This is a genomic window from Mesorhizobium norvegicum (assembly GCF_004919685.1).
In the GTDB taxonomy this organism is placed as follows: domain Bacteria; phylum Pseudomonadota; class Alphaproteobacteria; order Rhizobiales; family Rhizobiaceae; genus Mesorhizobium; species Mesorhizobium norvegicum.
In genome coordinates, this window is sequence record NZ_SMYZ01000147.1 from 1 (window position 1) to 17,664 (window position 17,664).

The following is a 17,664-nucleotide window of genomic DNA, read 5'->3' on the forward strand; positions in this document are numbered from 1 at the left end:
TTGCCGATCAGGACACTAGGCTACGTCGCGTGGCTGCTTTGCTTCGGCGCATACGGTCTGCCGTGGCTGAACTCGATGGACCGGGTCGCAGCGCAGCGGGCCATCGCCACTCTGCACAGCTTCCGCTTCTTCGGGCTCGTCTTCATCCTGCCGGGCGTGGTAAGCCCCGATCTCCCGGCCGGTTTCGCCGTGTTCGCCGCCTATGGTGACTTTGCAACGGGGCTGCTGGCCATGCTGGCGCTGCTCACGGTGAGGATAACCCGGCTCTTCTGGCTGTTCGTCGTCGCCTTCAATCTCGTCGGGACGGTCGAGCTCGTCGTCGACTATTACCACGCCATCCAGGTCGGCCTTCCGGCGCACGCGGAGGAACTGGGCGCCGCCTACGCGATCCCGATCCTCTACGTGCCGTTGCTGATGATCACGCACATCGCCGCATTCTATTTTCTGCTACGCCCTCACCAGAACGCGACTCGAGCCATCGCAGACGGTGCGACTGTTTCCTAGAGCATCCCGAGGTCCGTTTTCGGGTGCTAACGACGACCGCTCCGCATCTCCGACGGCCTCGGTGCTGTACCGGGCTCTTGCACAAGCGGTCCGAGCAGCACTTCTCCGAACAGCGGCTGATAGCGGCGACGCACGGCCGGGTCTTCCTTGAAGGACAGCGCGTACTGGCCGATCTGGTGGAAATAGGTGATGCGCGCCCGCACGATGCTCTCGTCCTGCGAATAGCCCATGGCGCGGAACGACCGGACGAGCAGCTCGATGCGCAGATCGTCGATGTCCTTGACTTCCTGAGCGAGCTTTTTAGACGTCCGCGACCAGTCGCGTACGGCCAGGTCGAGCAGGGGACTGAAAGGGGCTTCATCCACCCAGACATGCACGATGTCGGTGAAGAACTGCAGGCCGTCTATGTCGTGGATCTCTCGCATTGCCCAGAACGGCGCGCAGTTGCTGTTTCGCCATTCTTGCAAGAGGCCGCCGCGAAGGTCCGCCAGGCTGGCAAAATGGAAATAGAAGCTGCCGCGCGTGACCTTCAATTGCTGCGCCAGGCGGTCGATCTTGACCTCGCCGATGCCGCGCTTTTCGAGCACCTTGCGCGCCGCGGCGATCCAGGCCTCGCGGCTGAGCGTCTGCCGCGCCGCTTTTGATCGCACCGCCGGTCGAGGCATTTTCTTCGTTTTCGCCAGCGCGCCTTTCCCGTTCATGAAATTCGAGACCTTCGTCGCCGCGTGCAACGCGCATGGCCGATTCGCCAATCGAACCGGCCCCTGACTGCTTCGCAATTCTCCGTGTCACCGTCTATCGCTGAACACGCATTTTCAGGGCAGTGCACTGATCCGCTCCAGCATCAGCGCGAAGAACGGAGCCGGATCGATCCGCCGCAGGACGTTGCAGTTCTTGCGGCGGCCGGTGACGTGCCACCAGTCGACGACGGTCATGCCTATGGTCTCCGGCGAGACGATATCGACCGTCACCGCGCACTGGCGCTGCTCGTAGATCTCGGGGGCCAGAAGGTAACCGGTGACGCACGCATCGTGGATGGGGCGCGCCGCCGTCGCGAATTTATGGGTGCCGTATTGGCGATAGAAGTCGGCCAAATTGGCGGCCTCGATCGCCGCGCGACTGCCCGTGGCACGCAGGGCATCGAGCCATTCAGGCGTCATCAGGGCGGTGTAGGTGCAGTCGATGCCGGCCATCGTGACCGGGACGCCGCTGTCGAACACTTTGTGCGCGGCATGCGGGTCGACGAAGATGTTGAATTCCGCGGCAGGCGTGGCATTGCCGCCCTGGAAGAAGCCGCCGCCCATCAGCACGACTTCGCGCAGCCGGGGAATGATCCTCGGCTCCATGGTCATAGCCATGGCCAGGTTGGTCATCGGGCCGAGCGTGCAGGCGGTCAACTCGCCTTCCGGCGCATCCATGATCGTGCGCACCAAGTAGTTGACTGCATGTTCGCCCTGCAACGGCGTGACGGGTTCGGGCAGGTCGGCGCCATCAAGGCCCGTTTCGCCGTGAACATATTCGGCCGTGATCAGCTTGCGCACCATCGGCGCCGGGCAGCCGGCATAGACCGGCACATCGGGCCGCCCGGCCAGTTCCACGACCTTGAGCGCGTTCTTCGACGTCAGGGCGAGTGGCACGTTGCCGCCGACCGTCGTGATGCCGACCACCTCGAGTTCGGCTGGCGAACCAAGCGCGAAAAGGATCGCGAACGCGTCATCCTGACCAGGATCGGTGTCGATGATTATCTTGCGTGGTGCCATTGTGCCGCGATTTTCCCGTTGCGCTCGAAAGCCTATTGCTGAGGCGATTTGGATGTGTAGAAATACAGTACTGTATCTTATGTTCAAGACAAGGTGTTCGAATGGACGCACGCGGCGACTTTTCCGAAATTCCGATCCTCGACGTGTCGGCGCTTTACGGCGGCGACCAGGATGCGATCGCCGCGACGGCGGCGACACTGCGCCGGCATCTCGAAACGATCGGGTTCCTCTATGTCGTCGGGCACCCGATCCCGCGCGCCGACGTCGAGGCGGTTCGCGAAGCCAGCAAGCGCTTCTTCGCTCTGCCCGAGGAGCAGAAGCTGGCGCTGAAGATCGACAGGAATTTCCGCGGCTACCTGCCCTTTGCCGGCTCGACCATCGTGACGTCGTCGGTGGCGACCGTGAGCAAGCCGAACCAGAGCGAATCGATCTTCTTCATGCACGAGGTCGAGGCCGACGACCCCAGGGCGTTGGCCGACAAGCCGCTGCAAGGTCCCAACCAATGGCCGGACGAGGCCGCACTCGCCGGCTTCAGGCTGACGATTGAACGCTACGTCGATGAGATGAGCACGCTCGCCCGCAAGATGGTCGGCGCCATCGCGCTCTCGCTTGGACTTCCGACCGACAGTCTCGACCGCTACTTCGATCAGCCGACGACCTTCCTGCGGTTGCTGCACTATCCGACGCAGGCCCAGGAGGAGGGGCTTTTCGGCTCGGCCCCACACACCGATTACGGCTTCATCACGCTGCTCGCGCAGGACAATGTTGGCGGCCTGGAAGCCAAGAACAAGGCGGGCGACTGGGTTCCCGCGCCGCCGGTCCCGGACTCCTTCGTGATGAATGTCGGCGACATCTTGGCGCGCTGGTCGAACGACCAGTTCGTCTCGACGCCGCATCGCGTCATCAACCGGTCGGGGCGCGAGCGCTATTCCCAGCCCTTCTTCTTCGACCCGTCCATGGATGAAACGATCGAGGCGCTGCCGGTCTGCGTGCCGGCCGGCAGCCGGCCGAAATATGAGCCGGTGCTTTACGGCGACTATCTGATGGAGCGCATCGACAAGAACTACCACTACCGCAAGAAGAAGGCTGCTGAGGCAGCCGGTTCATAGACGGATCAATGCGCGACTGCGTCGGTGCGGACGCAAGGCCCGGATTGGAGAGCAGACTGCAAGAACCGTTGTAATCAAAAAAGGGGAACGAAAATGAGAGCACATTTGCAGATGGCCGGTTTGGCGCTGGCCGCACTTGCCATGGTCTGGAGCGGACCTTCGGGCGCCGCCGAGGTGACGAAATCGGCCGAGGTCCAGCGGACCGGCATGCTGACCGTCGCCAACACGCTGGACTATGCGCCTTTCGAGTATCTCGACGCCGACGGCAAGCAGACCGGGATCATCATAGAACTGGCCGGTGAGGTGGCCAAGCTGGTCGGCGCCAAGCTGGACGTGGCGCGCACGCCTTTCCCCTCGATGATACCGGGGTTGGCGGCTGGCCGTTTCAAGGTCGCCTGGGAAACGTTCTCCGCCACGCCCGAGCGGCTCAAGCAGGTCGATTTCGTCATGTTCCTGAAGGCCGGCCTGGCTGTTTCGACGTCGCCGGACAAGAAGGCGAGCTTCAGCGGCGACACCCCGCTCTGCGGCAAGCGGATTGGCGTTTCGGCAGGCAGCGCATCGGATTTCCTGGTCGACAAGCTGAGCACGGATTGCACCGGCAAGGGCCAGGCAGCCATCGAAAAATCGGTCTTCAACTCGTCGACGGATATCGTCCAGGCGGTGCTGTCCGACCGCGTCGACGCCCGCATGGACGATGCGACCGCTTCGAGCTATTTCGAGGTCACCAGCAAGGGCCAGCTCGTGGTGCTGCCGACCCTCTACGAAGTCGCGCCGCTTGGCATGGCGATCGCCAAGGACGACAAGGAGACCGCCGACATGATGGTGGGCGCACTCTCCGAGCTGTTCAAGAATGGCACCTACAAGGCTGTTCTCGACAAATACGGCATGGGCGCCTACGCAATCAAGGAGCCCTATTTCGTGGGCAGCATGGAGGCGCTGCGCGCCGACTAACAAAATGCGTCCATTCTGACGTACTTTGTTCTAAGACTTTGATCGTGCTTTCCGAAATCGATTTTCGGGCTGATGCGATAGCGGTTGTCGGCGTCCGGTCTCGTATCGGGCGCCGCTTCCGGATCAAGACCAGGAGAACCAGCGATGGGCGTGGCCCACCCAACCGAGATACGCATCGAGCCAGGCGTCGCCGAGGCGGTTTTGCGCCTGACCGTCGTGCCGCAGCGCCGCTACGGCATCTGGGTCGGCACCGCGCTGGCCCTGTTCTTGGCGTTTCTCATCATCCGGGCCTTCGCCAGCAATCCTGCCTTTGCCTGGCCGACGGTCGTGGGCTACCTGCTCCACCCGTCCGTCATGCGCGGCCTGGGCAACACCTTGATGCTGACCGCGGTGATCATGATATTGGCGATCGTTGTCGGCACGGTCATCGCCATCATGCGCGTGTCGCCAAGCCCGGTGCTGCGTGCCTTCGCGGGTCTGTACGTCTGGTTCTTCCGTGGCGTACCGGCCCTGATACAGCTGATCTTCTGGTTCAACCTGTCGCTGCTCGTGCGCGAAGTCTCTTTGACCATCCCCTTTGTCGGCACGCTGTTTTCCGTGCGCACCAATGATTTCATGACGCCATTCTTCTCCGCCGTCGTCGCCCTTTCCCTGTGTGAGGCGGGCTACATGGCCGAGATCATCAGGGCCGGCATCAAGTCGGTGCCGTCGGGCCAGGCTGAGGCGGCGAGCGCGCTTGGCATGCCGTACCGCATGATCCTGAAGCGCATCACGCTGCCGCAGGCGATGCGCTTCGTGCTGCCGCCAACCGGCAATGAGGCCATCAACCTTTTGAAGATGACGTCGCTGGTGACGTTCATCGCCGTCGACGACCTGTTCTACTCGGCCCAGAGCATCTATGCGCGCACCTTCGAGACGATCCCGCTCTTGATCGTGGTCGCCTTCTGGTATCTCGCGGTGGTCAGCATCATGTCGGTGGGGCAGCATTTCCTCGAGCGCCATTTCGGTCGCAGCGACACGCGCCGCGATCCTATGACAATGCGCTTCCTGCGCAATGTCATCAGCCTGCGTGGCATTTCCCGATGAGCGATGTGAAGGACGAAAATCGCGCCCGCTTCGGCGTGCCAGCCGACTCCATGGTTTTCGCTCGCGGCGTGCGAAAGTCCTATGGTCCGCTAGAGGTTCTCAAGGGGGTCGATCTCGACGTACCCGTCGGATCGGTCGCCTGTATCATCGGCCCCTCGGGCTCCGGCAAGAGCACGTTCCTGCGCTGCATCAACCATCTCGAGAAGCTCAGCGCCGGCATCCTGCTCGTCGACAGTCAGTTCGTCGGCTACGACCTCAGGGACAACAGGCTCTACGAGGTCAAGGACGACCTGCTTTGCCAGCGGCGCGCCGAGACCGGCATGCTGTTCCAGTCGTTCAACCTGTTCTCCCACATGACCGTTATGGAGAATTTGATCGAGGCGCCGACGCAGGTGCGGCGCATTCCGCCGGACCAGGCAAAGGCCGAAGCGGAGATCCTGCTCCGGCGTGTCGGTCTCCTGGACAAGGTCGACCGCTATCCCAGGGAACTGTCCGGCGGCCAGCAGCAGCGTGTCGCCATCGCACGCGCGATGGCGATGAAGCCGAAGGTCCTGCTCTTCGACGAGCCGACATCGGCGCTCGACCCCGAACTCGTCGGCGAAGTGCTGCAGGTCATGCGCGATCTGGCCGAAAGCGGCATGACGATGGTCGTGGTTACCCACGAGGTCGGCTTTGCCCGCGAGATCGGTGATCAGCTCGTCTTCATGGACGGCGGCGTGATCATCGAACGCGGCGCTCCGCGCGAGATGATCGCTAACCCGGTATCGCCGCGAACCCGCGAATTCCTGTCGCGGGTGCTTTGACGGCAAGAGGATCCACCAAAGAAAACGGCACGGGCCCGGCCCGTGCCTTCTTCGTGTTTAGCCTTCCAAAGCTCAGTCCTTCTCGAAGATGCGTGCCTTGGCAACGACGCCGGCAATGGCGCCGCCGATCAACGGTGCTACGATGAAGAGCAAGAGCTGGCCGATCGCGGCGCTGCCGGAAAACAGCGCCAGGCCGATCGACCGAAAGCATCATGCCTATCAGCAGGTCGGGCACAAGGGTTATTGACCAGCGCGCCTCAAGCCGGGCTGCTTCTGGCCGCTTTGGTCAGTTCCTGCTCCAGATCGACCAGTTCCTTGCCGCCCGCCATCAGATTGAGCAACTGATCACGATCAATTTCGCTTTTTGCGTAAGTGCCGGTGCTTTTGCCGCGCTTCAACAACGTGAAGCGATCGCCAACCACATAGGCGTGATGAACGTTGTGGGAAATGAAGATGACGCCGATGCCGCGCGCCTTAGACTGCACGATGAGTTTCAAAACCACGGATGCCTGATGAACTCCCAGCGCCGATGTCGGCTCATCCAGGATCAGAACCTTGGCGCCGAAGTATAAGGCGCGGGCGATAGCCAGGCACTGACGCTCGCCGCCTGAAAGCGTGCCGACGGGTTGCTCGGGATCGCGCAGCTGGATTCCCATCGCCGCCAACTCGTCATACGCGGTGCGGTTTGCGAACTCGGTGTCAAACTGTCGGATCGGTCCGAACTTCCGCATCGGTTCGCGCCCGAGAAAAAAGTTTCGCGCCACGCTCATCAGCGGCACCAAGGCGAGGTCCTGGTAGACGGTGGCGATGCCGCTGTTGCGCGTATCGGCCGGCGAGGCAAATCTTGCGGGCTTGCCCTGTACGCGGATTTCACCTTCGTCAGGGGTGTAGACGCCGGATAGCGTCTTGATCAGCGTCGACTTGCCGGCGCCATTGTCGCCGAGCAGGCAATGCACTTCGCCGGGACATACATCGAAAGACACGTCCTTCAGCGCAACGACCGACCCAAAATACTTGCTGACCGATCTCAGTTCGACATAGGGCTCGGCCATCACCGGCTCCTCATGGCGCGGTTGCGCACATAGCTGTTGAACAGCACCGCGATGACCATCATGGCACCCATGAACAGCTTGAACCAGTCTGTGTCGATGCCGGTGTAGAAGATGCCCATTTGCACCACGCCGAAGATCAATGCCCCGAACATGGCGCCTATGGCCGATCCGTAGCCACCGGTAAGCAACGTGCCGCCGATGACGACGGCAATGATGGCCTCGAATTCCTTCTGGGTGCCGCGTAGCGTATCGGCCGAGCCCGTGACCAGAACCTGGATCGCCGCAAAGAGCGCGGCGGCCATAGCCGTCATGACGAACAGGGTGATCTTGGTGCGTGCAACCGGCACGCCGAGGTTGCGCGCGGCATTGGCTTCACCTCCCGCAGCGAAGATCCAGTTGCCAAAGCGGCTGCGTGTCAGCAACCAGGTACAGGCCAATGTCAATACGATCCACCAAACGATGGACACCGGAATGCCGGAGATCGACGGCAGGCCGTCCGCACGCTTGCCAATCAGGCCGATGTCCGAAAGCCAAGCGATGGGGCCGGAGAATACCTGTCCCGAGAACAGGCTGTTGAGGGGATCGTTCAAGGCCAGTTCGTGCACGCCTGAAACCTGCGTTCGCCCGGATATGCCGCGCGTGAGGCCGAGCGTCAGGCCGCGCAGCATGAACAAGCTTCCGAGCGTCACAATGAAGGAGGGCAATCCGGTTCTGACGACGGCGAGCCCGTTAAGCGCGCCGATGCCGCCGCAAACAGCAAAGCAAAACAGCAGGGAAAGCCAGATGGGCCAGCCCCAGAACACTGAAGGGATAGCGATCAGGATTCCGGCAAACCCGATCATCGAGCCGACCGACAGGTCGAACTCACCCGCGATCATCAAAAGGGCCACGGGCGCAGCGAGAATGCCAAGCTGGGCCGAGACTTCAAGGAAATTGATGATGCCCTTGGCGCTGAAAAGTCCCGTATTTCCCGCCGTGATGGCGAAGAACACAAAGACTAGAACGGTTCCGGCCGCCGCGCCAAGCTCCGGCCTGCTCAGAAGACGGCTCAGGCGGGAGACGGAGCGGACCCGCTCGTCGCGAAGCTCTGCAGTCATGGATGCGTTACCTTCGTCAGTGAAGGCGGCCGGGCTGATGCCCGGCCGCGAACTGTCAACGCTTGCCCAGTTTTGCCAGCTCGATGACCGAGGCGGCGGTATCCTTGGTGACGAAGCCGGGCCCCGTCGGATAGTCGGCGATCGGCATGATCTTGTACTTCTTCCAAAGGTCGAACATGGCGACCGGTATATAGCCCATGGCATATTGCTGGGCGTCGATACCCCATTCCATCTTGCCGGCAACTACGGCCTGCAGGATCGTGGGAGACAGGTCGAATGTGCCGGTTTTCACCTTGCCCGCAAGGCCCATTTCATCGAGCGCGGCCAGCGTCGGTTCGGCACCGCTGGCGCCGACTGCGAGAACGAACTGCGTATCCCCATGGGCAGTCATGTAGGCGATCACGCGGTTTTTCATTTCAGTCGGGTCAATGACGCCGTTCATCACCGGAACATCGACACCAAGACCTTTGGCGAAGCCGGCACAGCGGTCATCAAGGCTCGAATTGCCCACTTCATGATTGGCGCAGACTGCCTTGGTGAGGCCGAGCGCCTTGATGCGCTCGCCCGCCATGACGCCCGCCTGGAACTCGTCCTGGCCCATGAACAGCAGGCCGCCAAGGTCATGCGTCAGTTTGGAGCCACCGGAATCAATGACGATGACCGGGATGCCGGCGGCAATGGCATTCTTGACCGGCGCTGACAGAGCCGCCGCGTCGGGGATCGAAACAACCATTCCGTCAGGCTTCGAGGCTGCAATGGCGTCTATCATCTGCGCCATCTTGGCCATGTCGAAGGTTTCGGGCGCCAGATATTCAGCCTTGACCCCCAGGGTCTTGGCCGCGTCGTCCATGCCGTTCTTCACGACCGACCAATACGGATCGCCGCTCTGGCCATGGGTCACAAATACCACGCGCGTATCGTCGGCGGCCGCAAGGCTCTTGGCCGCTGTCATCAGTGTGACGCCGGCCAAAAGGCCGAGCGCAGGCTTTATTAATTTCGCGAGCGAAAACATAGAACCTCCTGTTTGTTTTCCGCCGCCGCAGTTACGGTCGGCAGTCCAGTTGCCCCTTCAGTCCAGTTTCATTCATCAGCACTGGTTCCTTGGAGGCCGCATCGCGGCCTCGATCATTCCATGACGGTAAATCCGGCTCCCCTGGCCATGCGCGAGAGATTTTGGAATCCCATTGTCGCATAGGTCAGCGGGTTGGCCTTGTTGGGATCCTGCTCGGCCTCGACGACCATCCAGCCACTATAACCGTTGTCGGCAAGCACCCGCAAAATGGCCGGGTAATCGATGAACCCGTCGCCGGGGACCGTGAAGATCCCTTCCATGACCGCGCCCATGAAACTCATGTCGCCTGCGCGGGCACAATCAAGGACGGCTTTGCGCGCGTCCTTGCAATGCACATGCACGACGCGTTTGACATGCGCCTTGATCAAAGCCAGCGGGTCGCCGCCTGAAAATATCGAATGGCCGGTGTCGTAGAGAAGGCCGACCGCCTCGCCGGTGTGCCGCATCAGCGAGCCCACCTCGGCATCGGTCTCGACGATGGTCCCCATATGGTGATGAAAGGCCATGCGCACGCCGAGATCCGCCATCCTCTCGGCCAGCGCGGTCAGTTTTCTGCCGTAGGCCGGCCATTCCTCAGCGCCAAGAGCCGGGCGCTGCGAGATCGGCCCCCAAATGGCATTGTGGCGCCCCCGCGAGGTGTCGGCATAGACGACATGGGTCGAGCCCATATCCTTCAGAAGCTGGAGATGCGGCGTGATCGCATCCATTTCCGCGCTGACATCCTTCTCGTCGCAACGGCCATCATACCAGCCGGAGATCACGGCAAGTCCATACTGCTCCATGATCGGCTTCAGTTCAGCCGACCGGCGCGGAAACTTGCCGCCAAGCTCGGTGCCGGAATAGCCGGCCTGTTTGGTTTCGCGAAGACAGACCTCGAGTGGCGTATCGCCGCCGAGTTCCGGCACATCATCGTTGGTCCAGGTGATCGGATTGATGCCGATGCGAACCTTCACGGGCGAACTCCTGATTGCTTGAGTTGGGCAAGGTGATGCCGCGTCAGGCCGACCAGAAGCACCATGTCGCGACGAGCGTGTTCGGCCGTGTTGCGCACCGGCGTGCCTTCGACGATCGCCGACCAAAAACCTTTCAACTCTTCGACAAACGCCGCTTCGTAGCCGCTTCGAATCTCCCGGCTGGAGAGGGTGTGGCCGTCACTTGTGCGCAGGGTCAGGCGCGTCGGCTGGTGGTTGAGATAAGGCGAGGGGAATTCCAGTTCCAGCGAGGCGTCGTCGAAGTAGAGAGCGATGCGCTCGCGGTAGTCGGCTAGTCCCGGTACGGCCAGATGCACCATGTTCCAAAGCGCCTGGCCGTCGAGCAGCCGTACGGCACCCTGGCCGCCTCCGCCCTTGGCAAAAAGCGAGGCACCAACAATTTCGCCGTCCGCGACTCCGAGCGCGTCGAGCAACCCGTGGATGGCGTTCACGTCGTGCACGATCGACGAACAGTAAGCGCCAACGAAGCCGCGAAAGGCGTCGGCGTCGTCTATTCCGGGCAAGGCGCGCTCCACTTGCTCGCGCTGCTTGGCAGCGGTCGAGGCGATCAACATCGCCGCGACGTCTTCCCCCCGGCATGTGGAGTGGTGGCGTATGAAGGGCCACGCGTCGGCATCATTGACCTCGACCGAAACGTAGCGAAGCGCTTGCGCCGTGCCCGGCAGCATTTTCAGTGCCGCCTCGTAGCTCGGATCGAAACGCTTCATGTAGCCGACCTGAAGCACCGTTCCGGCGCGCCCGCTGGCGGCGATCAATTCGTCAATGTCCTCGGCGCCGTAGCAAAGCGGCTTTTCGCAGAAGACGTGCAGGCCCCTCGCGAGGGCAGCGAGACTCTGTTCCAGATGCAACGCATCCGGCGAAGCTATAACTACGGCGTCAAGCGGCATCGCAAGAAGCTCATCGAGCTCGGCAAATGTCCTGAGGCCGAACTCCTCTTCGACAAAGGCGCGGACTTTCTGCGACGGATCATAGACCCCGAGGACCTCGAACTGCCGATGCAACTTGAGCAGATTGGGAATGTGTTCGACCTGGGCAACGCCACCGGCACCGATCACACCCACTCTTATGCATTGCATCGGTCAGCCCCATCTGAACCTGATCGCATTTTTCTTGAGCCTAGGACTGCTTTGGTTCCATTGTTAGAACCAGATCGCTTTGATTTTTTGGAACCACAATGAAGACCAGTTTTCCAATCGACGGCATTTCACTGGATCGCGACAGCCCCGCCAATTTGCATCGTCAGCTCTATGTCCAGTTGCGTGATCTGATCGAGCACCGCGTGTTGCCGAGCGGTCACGCGCTGCCCTCGACACGGGTTATGGCGCGGGATCTGCACGTCGGCCGCAACACCGTGATTGCCGCTTGCGACCAGCTGGCGCTGGAAGGCTACCTGGCCATGCGACCGCGCAGGCCCTCAGTGGTGATGGATCTACCAACCCGTTCGGCCGTGCAGGAACATGTCTCGGCAGCGGACGAGAATCCGATATCCTTGCGTGGGCAGACCATGCTCGCCCAACCCTACCATCATGGCCGGCCCGGTATGCTGGCATTTCACCCCGGCATGCCGGACCCGGATAACTTTCCTTTCAACACCTGGTCCAAGCTGCTCAGTCGCCGTGCAAAATTCGCGCACATCGACCTTTTCGGAACCTATCACGTCAAAGGCTATCCCCCTCTTTGCGAAGCCATAGCCCGCTATCTCACGGCTTCGCGGGGCGTGAAGTGCAGCCCCGAACAGATCGTCGTGACCAATGGTGCCCAGTCGGCGTTCGATCTTCTGGCTCGGCTGCTGATTGATGAAGGCGACACGGTATGGATGGAGGAGCCAGGATACTACGGCGCGGGTTCGGCTTTCGTCTCGGCGGGAGCGAAACTGGCCCCGCTGCGGGTGAGCAATGCAGGGTGGGACCTTGATCCACCGCCTGTCATTCCGCGCATGATTTTTGTGACGCCCTCCTGCCATCACCCTCTCGGCATAACCATGCCGATGGAACAACGGCTCAATCTCCTGCACATGGCCGAGACCTGGCGCTCATGGATCATCGAGGATGACTATGACGGCGAATACCGTTTTCAAGGACAGCCGATTCCTGCGCTGCAGGGCATCGGCGCGTCAAATCGCGTGGTCTATGTCGGCACCTTCGCGAAGATACTATTTCCAGCCATGCGCCTCGGCTTTCTGGTGGCGCCCAAGGCCATAGACCCTACGATCGTCTCGGCACTGAGCGTGACCGGCCAGTTTGCCCCATTGCTTACCCAGGCTGCACTGGCCGACTTCATGAACGAGGGGCACTTTACTCGCCATCTTCGACGCATGCGGCGTCTCTATGCGGAAAGGCGGCAGTTCTTCCTGGAAAGCTCCCAGAGATATCTCGGAGAATGGCTGGATTTCCACGCCACCGAATCCGGCATCCAGGTTGTCGGCATTTTCCGCGAGAGATGTAACGACACGTCGATTGCCGAGGCGGCGCTTCAGCACGGGATCAATGTATCGGCCTTGTCGATTCAGTACCGTCATGGCACGAAACAGAACGGTCTTGTCATGGGCTTTGCGGCTGCCGATGCGCAGACAACCGAAAAGACTATGCAGAAATTTCGGACCCTGCTGAAAACCTGTTTCTCAAAAACACCTGATCTCGGGTAAAATGCCGAGATTAATCATTGTTTTGAGGCCGAGCTGTTGGCGAGAATTAGATGGGTCTATCGCCAACAAAAAGGCGCGGGCCTGGCCCGCGCCTTTTTGTGTTCAGCCTTCCAAAGCTCAGTCTTTCTCGAAGATGCGCGCCTTGGCGACGACGCCGGCGATGGCGCCACCGATCAACGGTGCAACGATGAACAGCCAGAGCTGGCCGATCGCCGCACTTCCCGAAAACAGCGCCGGGCCGATCGAGCGGGCCGGGTTGAGCGAGGTGCCGGTCACCGGGATGATGGCGAAGTGCAACCCTGCCAGCGTCAGGCCGATGACCAGCCCGGCGAACGCCGTCGAGTGTTTTTCAGCCGTGACGCCCAGGATCACGGTGACGAAGGTGAAGGTGCCGATCACTTCCCACAGGAATGCCGAGCTGACACCCCATTTCGCCACGTCCCAGCCATTGGCGCCGAAGCCCGTGGTGTGTCCGCCAACCTGGCCGGAGACGATGATCCACAGCGCCAGCGAAGCAAGGACGCCGCCGATGATCTGCGCGATCCAGTAGGGTATGACGTCCTTGGCCGGCAGCCGGCCGGCAAGGAAGACGCCGAGCGTCACCGCCGGATTGAGATGCGCGCCCGAAATGGGGCCGATCGCATAGGCCGCCGCAATGAGGCCGATGCCGAACGCCAGACCTATGCCTTCCTGGCCGAGCGGCAGCGCACCGCCGAAGCCGCCCGTGACCACAGAAGCCGTACCGATGAACACCAATAGAAATGTGCCTAGAACTTCCGCCAGATAAGTCTTCATTGCCCTCTCCTCGTGTCGATCCGCCGGTCCGCCTTTTCTGCGCCGCGAATCACAACCGAAAGAGTATTCGCAACCAGAAAAGTTGGAAAGCAGAGCGGTTGTGCCGGCCAGCCTGCTTGTGCGCGCCGGTTGCGCGCTCTAGAGCAGGGCCGGAATAATTTTCTGCGTGACGGAACAAGACCATGCGACTGGGCGGACGGCTGGCTGCGGCCATCGAAGTGCTGGAAGACATCGGCCGGCGCCACCGGCCGGTGGCGGACGCGCTGAAGGATTGGGGCCTGTCGCATCGCTTCGCCGGCGGCGGTGACCGCGCGGCGATCGGCAACATCGTCTATGACGCCTTACGTCACAAGCGTTCCGCCGGCTGGCTGCTGGGCGAAGACACGCCGCGCGCCATCGGCTTCGGCGCGCTGCTGCTCGAATGGGGCCAGACCGCACAGTCGCTCAACGACGCGCTCGATGGCGACAAGTTCGCACCGCCGCTGCTGACTGCTGCCGAGCTTCAGGCAATTGCCGATCGCCGGCTTGCCGATGCGCCGGACGCGGTGCGGGCGGATGTTCCTGACTGGTGCGCGCCGCTTTTCGAGCGGGCCTTTGGCCCGACCTGGGTCGATGAGGGCGCGGCGCTGGCGACGCGCCCGCCGCTCGATCTCAGGGTCAATACGTTGCAGGCGAATCGCGACAAGGTGCTGGCCGAACTGACGGGAACCGGCGCCAAACCCGCCGCCATCGCGCAGCAAGGCATCCGCATCCCGCCGATCGACGGCGACGGCAGGCACCCGAACGTCCAGGCTGAACCGGCTTTCCAGAAAGGCTGGTTCGAGGTCCAGGACGAAGGCTCGCAGATCGCGGCCGCCCTTGCCGGGGCCGAAGCCGGCATGCAGGTGCTGGATTTCTGCGCCGGCGCCGGCGGCAAGACGCTGGCATTGTCGGCTTCGATGGACAATCGGGGCCAGATCTTTGCCCACGATGCCGAAAAGGCGCGGCTGGCGCCGATCTTCGACCGCATTCGCCGCTCTGAAAACCGCAATGTCCAGATCGTCACCAAGCCGGCCGAACTCGCCCCGCTCGCCAACCACATGGACATCGTGCTGGTCGATGCGCCCTGCACCGGCAGCGGCACCTGGCGGCGCCGTCCCGACGCCAAATGGCGGCTGACGCAAAGACAGCTCGATGCCCGCAAGGGTGAGCAATCGGCGATCCTCGATGCGGCCAAGGCCTATGTCAAACCGGGCGGCCTGCTGGTCTACATCACCTGTTCGGTCTTCGATGAGGAGAATGGCGAGCAGGTCGCGGCCTTCCGGGAGCGCAACAGCGGTTTTGTCCCGGTCGATCATCGCGCGCTCTGGGACAGCCGTTTTCCCGGTCATGAGGCAGCCGCACGCATCGGTGCCAAAGCAGACATCTCGCTGTCGCCGGCGCTGAGCGGCACAGACGGGTTTTATTTCTGTGCATTGCGCAGGTCGGCTTGAACCCGTTCGATATCGCCAATCCCTGACGATATCGTGCCGCCAGCCGGAAGACGAAGCCGATTGCTGCAGTGCAGCAAAAGCATTTGCCTGCCGCTCATGCCTCTGCAATAAGCTTATCCGCACAAAGGAAGGCAGCGGCCATGGCAGCAAAGATCGTACCCGCCCCGGACTATGAAGATCGCGTCAGGACCTCCTTCGCGCGCCAGAAGGCGATGGCCACGATCGGCGCCGAACTGACGCTGGTGACGCCCGGCATCATCGAGATCGAGATGCCCTATTCGGCAGCACTCACCCAGCAGCACGGCTTCCTCCACGCCGGCGTCATTTCGACAGCGCTGGACTCGGCCTGCGGCTATGCCGCCTTTTCGCTGATGCCGGAAAACTCCGGCGTGCTGACCATCGAGTTCAAGGTCAATCTGCTGGCGCCCGGCCGCGGCGAGCGCTTCCTGTTTCGCGGCTCGGTGACCAAACCCGGCCGCACCATCATCGTTGCCGACGGCCAGGCCTACGCCTTCGCCGCCGATGGCGAAGCCAAGCTCATCGCCACCATGACCGGAACGATGATGACCGTGGTCGGTCGTGATGGGATTGAGGGGTGAGTGGCCGGTTCGCCGCAGGCGAATTCATCGTGCCGGTGGCACGATGAAAGGCCACGAACGCCGGGAGCTGCCGGAGGCAGCGGGTACCGGCGAGCGGCGGCACAGATAAGCATATAATCGGAGCAGGAGCAGATCGTCATGACCGGTAAACTCTCCCGCCTGTCTGGCAAGGACGTCCTCTTCGTCATGGCGGCGACAGCCGAATACGGCCCGCACCTCAAACAACTGTTCACGCCATTGATGACAGGCGTCGGCCCGGTCGAGGCCGGCGTCAGGCTGGGCGCGGAACTCTCCTGGCTGAAGTCGCAGAAGGCGCTGCCGGACCTCGTCGTGTCGCTCGGCTCAGCCGGCAGCCGGACGCTGGAGCAGACGGAAATCTACCAGGCCGTCTCGGTCAGCTACCGCGACATCGACGCCTCGCCGCTCGGTTTCGAGAAAGGGGCGACGCCGTTTCTCGACCTGCCGGTGACGGTGCCGCTGCCGTTTAGGATTCCTGATGTAAGGGAGGCGACGCTGTCGACCGGTGGCGCGATCGTCACCGGCGCGGCCTATGACGCGATCGCCGCCGACATGGTCGACATGGAGACCTTCGCTTGCCTGCGCGCCTGCCAGCTGTTCGGCGTGCCGCTGGTCGGACTGCGCGGCATTTCCGACGGCGCGGCTGATCTCAGGCATGTCGGCGACTGGACCGAGTATCTGCATGTCATCGACGAGAAGCTGGCCGGGGCGGTCGGGCTGCTGGACCAGGCGATCGGCGACGGCCTGCTCGGCGCCTGACCGCAAATCGGATCAAGCCGCCAAGCTCGCTGGATCGCCGAAATCGATCCGAGAAATGCGCCCGCGCACGGCGCCGTTTGCATCGACATAGTCGATTGCTCCCGGCGAGTGATCGAGTTTCCAGGAGCCGGTGGGACCGTCTTTCCATTCGACCTTGTAGCCGTCGTCGAGCAGCGTCCAAAGCCCATGGAAAAGGGTACCATCCGGCAGCCGCATATGCGCCCGGTTCTCGTTTTCGTAGTGGATGAAGGCGTCCTTGCCGCCCATGTCGATGACATGTGTGGTGCCAATCATGATAACGGCCAGCGTGTTCCTGTCGAGAATTGTCATGGTCCCTGTCCACGTGCTTGAGTTCGGAAGAGCCTCGACGACTTGCTTGTCGTCAAGTACCTTGACTATAGGGAGTTGAGATAAAATGGTCAAGGAGCTTGACGAAAAAACCGAAGCACTGCCTGATCACGTCGGCTGGCGGCTATGGCAGGCAAGCCGTGCCTGGCAGGTCGAATTCGCCGCCGCGATGCGGGTCGCCGGTCACGACTGGTTCACCGAAGCGCGCGCCGGACTGCTTGGACACATCGGCAGGAGTGGCATGCGCCAGTCGGCGTTGATCGAACGCTCGGCAATCTCCAAGCAGGCGATACAGCAACTGCTCGACGGCCTCGAGGCGGAAGGCATCGTCGAGCGTCTGCCTGATCCGCAAGATGGCCGCGGCAAGCTGGTGCGCTACACGCGCAAGGGGCTGGATGCCTTGCGCGATGGCGATCGTGTCAAGATGGAGATTGAACGGGGCTATATTGGTCGCATAGGCGAGGAGCGGTTCACGGCGCTGATGAGCGCTTTGCGGGCGCTCGCGGCCGGACAGGCTGCTGCAATGGATGAAGACGCTGGCGCTGAAGGTGAAGTCGTGGAATCGAAGTGACAGCTAGGCCTCGCAACCCATTGCGCCGACTC

General features: G+C 62.0%; 20 protein-coding genes. 11 read left to right on the top strand and 9 right to left on the bottom strand.

From position 1 onward, the window contains the following. Entirely contained in the window at nt 1-504 is a 504-nt protein-coding gene (locus FCU66_RS39095) for a hypothetical protein (protein ID WP_136622335.1), read from the top strand. 26 nt (nt 505-530) lie between these two features. On the opposite strand, the gene FCU66_RS39100 is transcribed toward FCU66_RS39095, so the two are convergent. Continuing rightward, nucleotides 531-1,205, bottom strand: a complete 675-nt coding sequence (locus tag FCU66_RS39100; protein WP_136622336.1) for a TetR/AcrR family transcriptional regulator — start codon at nt 1,203-1,205, stop codon at nt 531-533. Nucleotides 1,206-1,319: 114 nt separating this feature from the next. Beyond that, on the bottom strand, nt 1,320-2,264 hold the full coding sequence (locus tag FCU66_RS39105) for a nucleoside hydrolase (protein ID WP_136622358.1): 945 nt from the start codon (nt 2,262-2,264) through the stop codon (nt 1,320-1,322). A gap of 101 nt (nt 2,265-2,365) precedes the next feature. Here FCU66_RS39105 and FCU66_RS39110 point away from each other — a divergent pair, with 101 nt between their 5' ends. From FCU66_RS39110 to FCU66_RS42980, 5 genes are all read left to right on the top strand, one after another. Continuing rightward, entirely contained in the window at nt 2,366-3,373 is a 1,008-nt protein-coding gene (locus FCU66_RS39110; protein ID WP_136622337.1) for an isopenicillin N synthase family dioxygenase, read from the top strand. A 93-nt stretch (nt 3,374-3,466) separates the two neighbouring features. Beyond that, nucleotides 3,467-4,324, top strand: a complete 858-nt coding sequence (locus FCU66_RS39115; protein WP_136622338.1) for an ABC transporter substrate-binding protein — start codon at nt 3,467-3,469, stop codon at nt 4,322-4,324. 144 nt (nt 4,325-4,468) lie between these two features. Then, nucleotides 4,469-5,410 carry an amino acid ABC transporter permease gene (locus tag FCU66_RS39120; protein ID WP_136622339.1) on the top strand — a complete coding sequence of 314 codons (942 nt, stop codon included), beginning with the start codon at nt 4,469-4,471 and terminating at the stop codon, nt 5,408-5,410. 50 nt (nt 5,411-5,460) lie between these two features. Further along, nucleotides 5,461-6,213 carry an amino acid ABC transporter ATP-binding protein gene (locus FCU66_RS39125; protein WP_168992202.1) on the top strand — a complete coding sequence of 251 codons (753 nt, stop codon included), beginning with the start codon at nt 5,461-5,463 and terminating at the stop codon, nt 6,211-6,213. Between the two features lie 97 nt (nt 6,214-6,310). After that, nucleotides 6,311-6,460: a hypothetical protein gene (locus tag FCU66_RS42980; RefSeq protein WP_181956593.1), complete on the top strand. Its 150-nt coding sequence runs from the start codon at nt 6,311-6,313 to the stop codon at nt 6,458-6,460. A gap of 10 nt (nt 6,461-6,470) precedes the next feature. On the opposite strand, the gene FCU66_RS39135 is transcribed toward FCU66_RS42980, so the two are convergent. From FCU66_RS39135 to FCU66_RS39155, 5 genes are all read right to left on the bottom strand, one after another. Beyond that, entirely contained in the window at nt 6,471-7,265 is a 795-nt protein-coding gene (locus tag FCU66_RS39135; protein WP_136622341.1) for an ATP-binding cassette domain-containing protein, read from the bottom strand. Beyond that, entirely contained in the window at nt 7,265-8,362 is a 1,098-nt protein-coding gene (locus FCU66_RS39140; protein WP_127263167.1) for an ABC transporter permease, read from the bottom strand. Before FCU66_RS39140 ends, FCU66_RS39135 begins: the two co-directional genes overlap by 1 nt. A 55-nt stretch (nt 8,363-8,417) precedes the next feature. Further along, the gene (locus tag FCU66_RS39145) at nt 8,418-9,374 is read right to left on the bottom strand and encodes a rhizopine catabolism ABC transporter substrate-binding protein (RefSeq protein WP_136622342.1); all 957 of its coding nucleotides are present in this window, start codon (nt 9,372-9,374) and stop codon (nt 8,418-8,420) included. 113 nt (nt 9,375-9,487) lie between these two features. Next, complete coding sequence (iolE, locus tag FCU66_RS39150; RefSeq protein ID WP_136622343.1) at nt 9,488-10,387, bottom strand: myo-inosose-2 dehydratase; 900 nt, start codon at nt 10,385-10,387, stop codon at nt 9,488-9,490. Further along, the gene (locus FCU66_RS39155; RefSeq protein ID WP_136622344.1) at nt 10,384-11,502 is read right to left on the bottom strand and encodes a Gfo/Idh/MocA family protein; all 1,119 of its coding nucleotides are present in this window, start codon (nt 11,500-11,502) and stop codon (nt 10,384-10,386) included. Before FCU66_RS39155 ends, iolE begins: the two co-directional genes overlap by 4 nt. Before the next feature lie 98 nt (nt 11,503-11,600). Here FCU66_RS39155 and mocR point away from each other — a divergent pair, with 98 nt between their 5' ends. Next, nucleotides 11,601-13,070, top strand: a complete 1,470-nt coding sequence (gene mocR, locus FCU66_RS39160; protein WP_136622345.1) for a rhizopine catabolism transcriptional regulator MocR — start codon at nt 11,601-11,603, stop codon at nt 13,068-13,070. A 117-nt stretch (nt 13,071-13,187) separates the two neighbouring features. Here mocR and FCU66_RS39165 read toward each other — a convergent pair whose 3' ends face one another. Next, a complete protein-coding gene (locus tag FCU66_RS39165) occupies nt 13,188-13,865 on the bottom strand; it encodes an MIP family channel protein (protein ID WP_136622346.1) in 678 nt (225 codons plus the stop codon). Nucleotides 13,866-14,047: 182 nt separating this feature from the next. Here FCU66_RS39165 and FCU66_RS39170 point away from each other — a divergent pair, with 182 nt between their 5' ends. The 3 genes from FCU66_RS39170 to FCU66_RS39180 all read left to right on the top strand — a co-directional run bounded on the left by FCU66_RS39170 (nt 14,048) and on the right by FCU66_RS39180 (nt 16,713). Continuing rightward, nucleotides 14,048-15,337, top strand: a complete 1,290-nt coding sequence (locus FCU66_RS39170; protein WP_136622347.1) for an RsmB/NOP family class I SAM-dependent RNA methyltransferase — start codon at nt 14,048-14,050, stop codon at nt 15,335-15,337. A gap of 140 nt (nt 15,338-15,477) precedes the next feature. Further along, entirely contained in the window at nt 15,478-15,936 is a 459-nt protein-coding gene (locus FCU66_RS39175) for a PaaI family thioesterase (protein ID WP_013530371.1), read from the top strand. A 138-nt stretch (nt 15,937-16,074) separates the two neighbouring features. After that, a complete protein-coding gene (locus FCU66_RS39180) occupies nt 16,075-16,713 on the top strand; it encodes a 5'-methylthioadenosine/S-adenosylhomocysteine nucleosidase (protein ID WP_136622348.1) in 639 nt (212 codons plus the stop codon). 12 nt (nt 16,714-16,725) lie between these two features. Here FCU66_RS39180 and FCU66_RS39185 read toward each other — a convergent pair whose 3' ends face one another. Continuing rightward, nucleotides 16,726-17,043: a hypothetical protein gene (locus FCU66_RS39185; protein ID WP_136622349.1), complete on the bottom strand. Its 318-nt coding sequence runs from the start codon at nt 17,041-17,043 to the stop codon at nt 16,726-16,728. A gap of 85 nt (nt 17,044-17,128) precedes the next feature. Here FCU66_RS39185 and FCU66_RS39190 point away from each other — a divergent pair, with 85 nt between their 5' ends. Further along, complete coding sequence (locus FCU66_RS39190; protein ID WP_136622350.1) at nt 17,129-17,632, top strand: MarR family winged helix-turn-helix transcriptional regulator; 504 nt, start codon at nt 17,129-17,131, stop codon at nt 17,630-17,632. Nucleotides 17,633-17,664 lie beyond the last annotated feature (32 nt).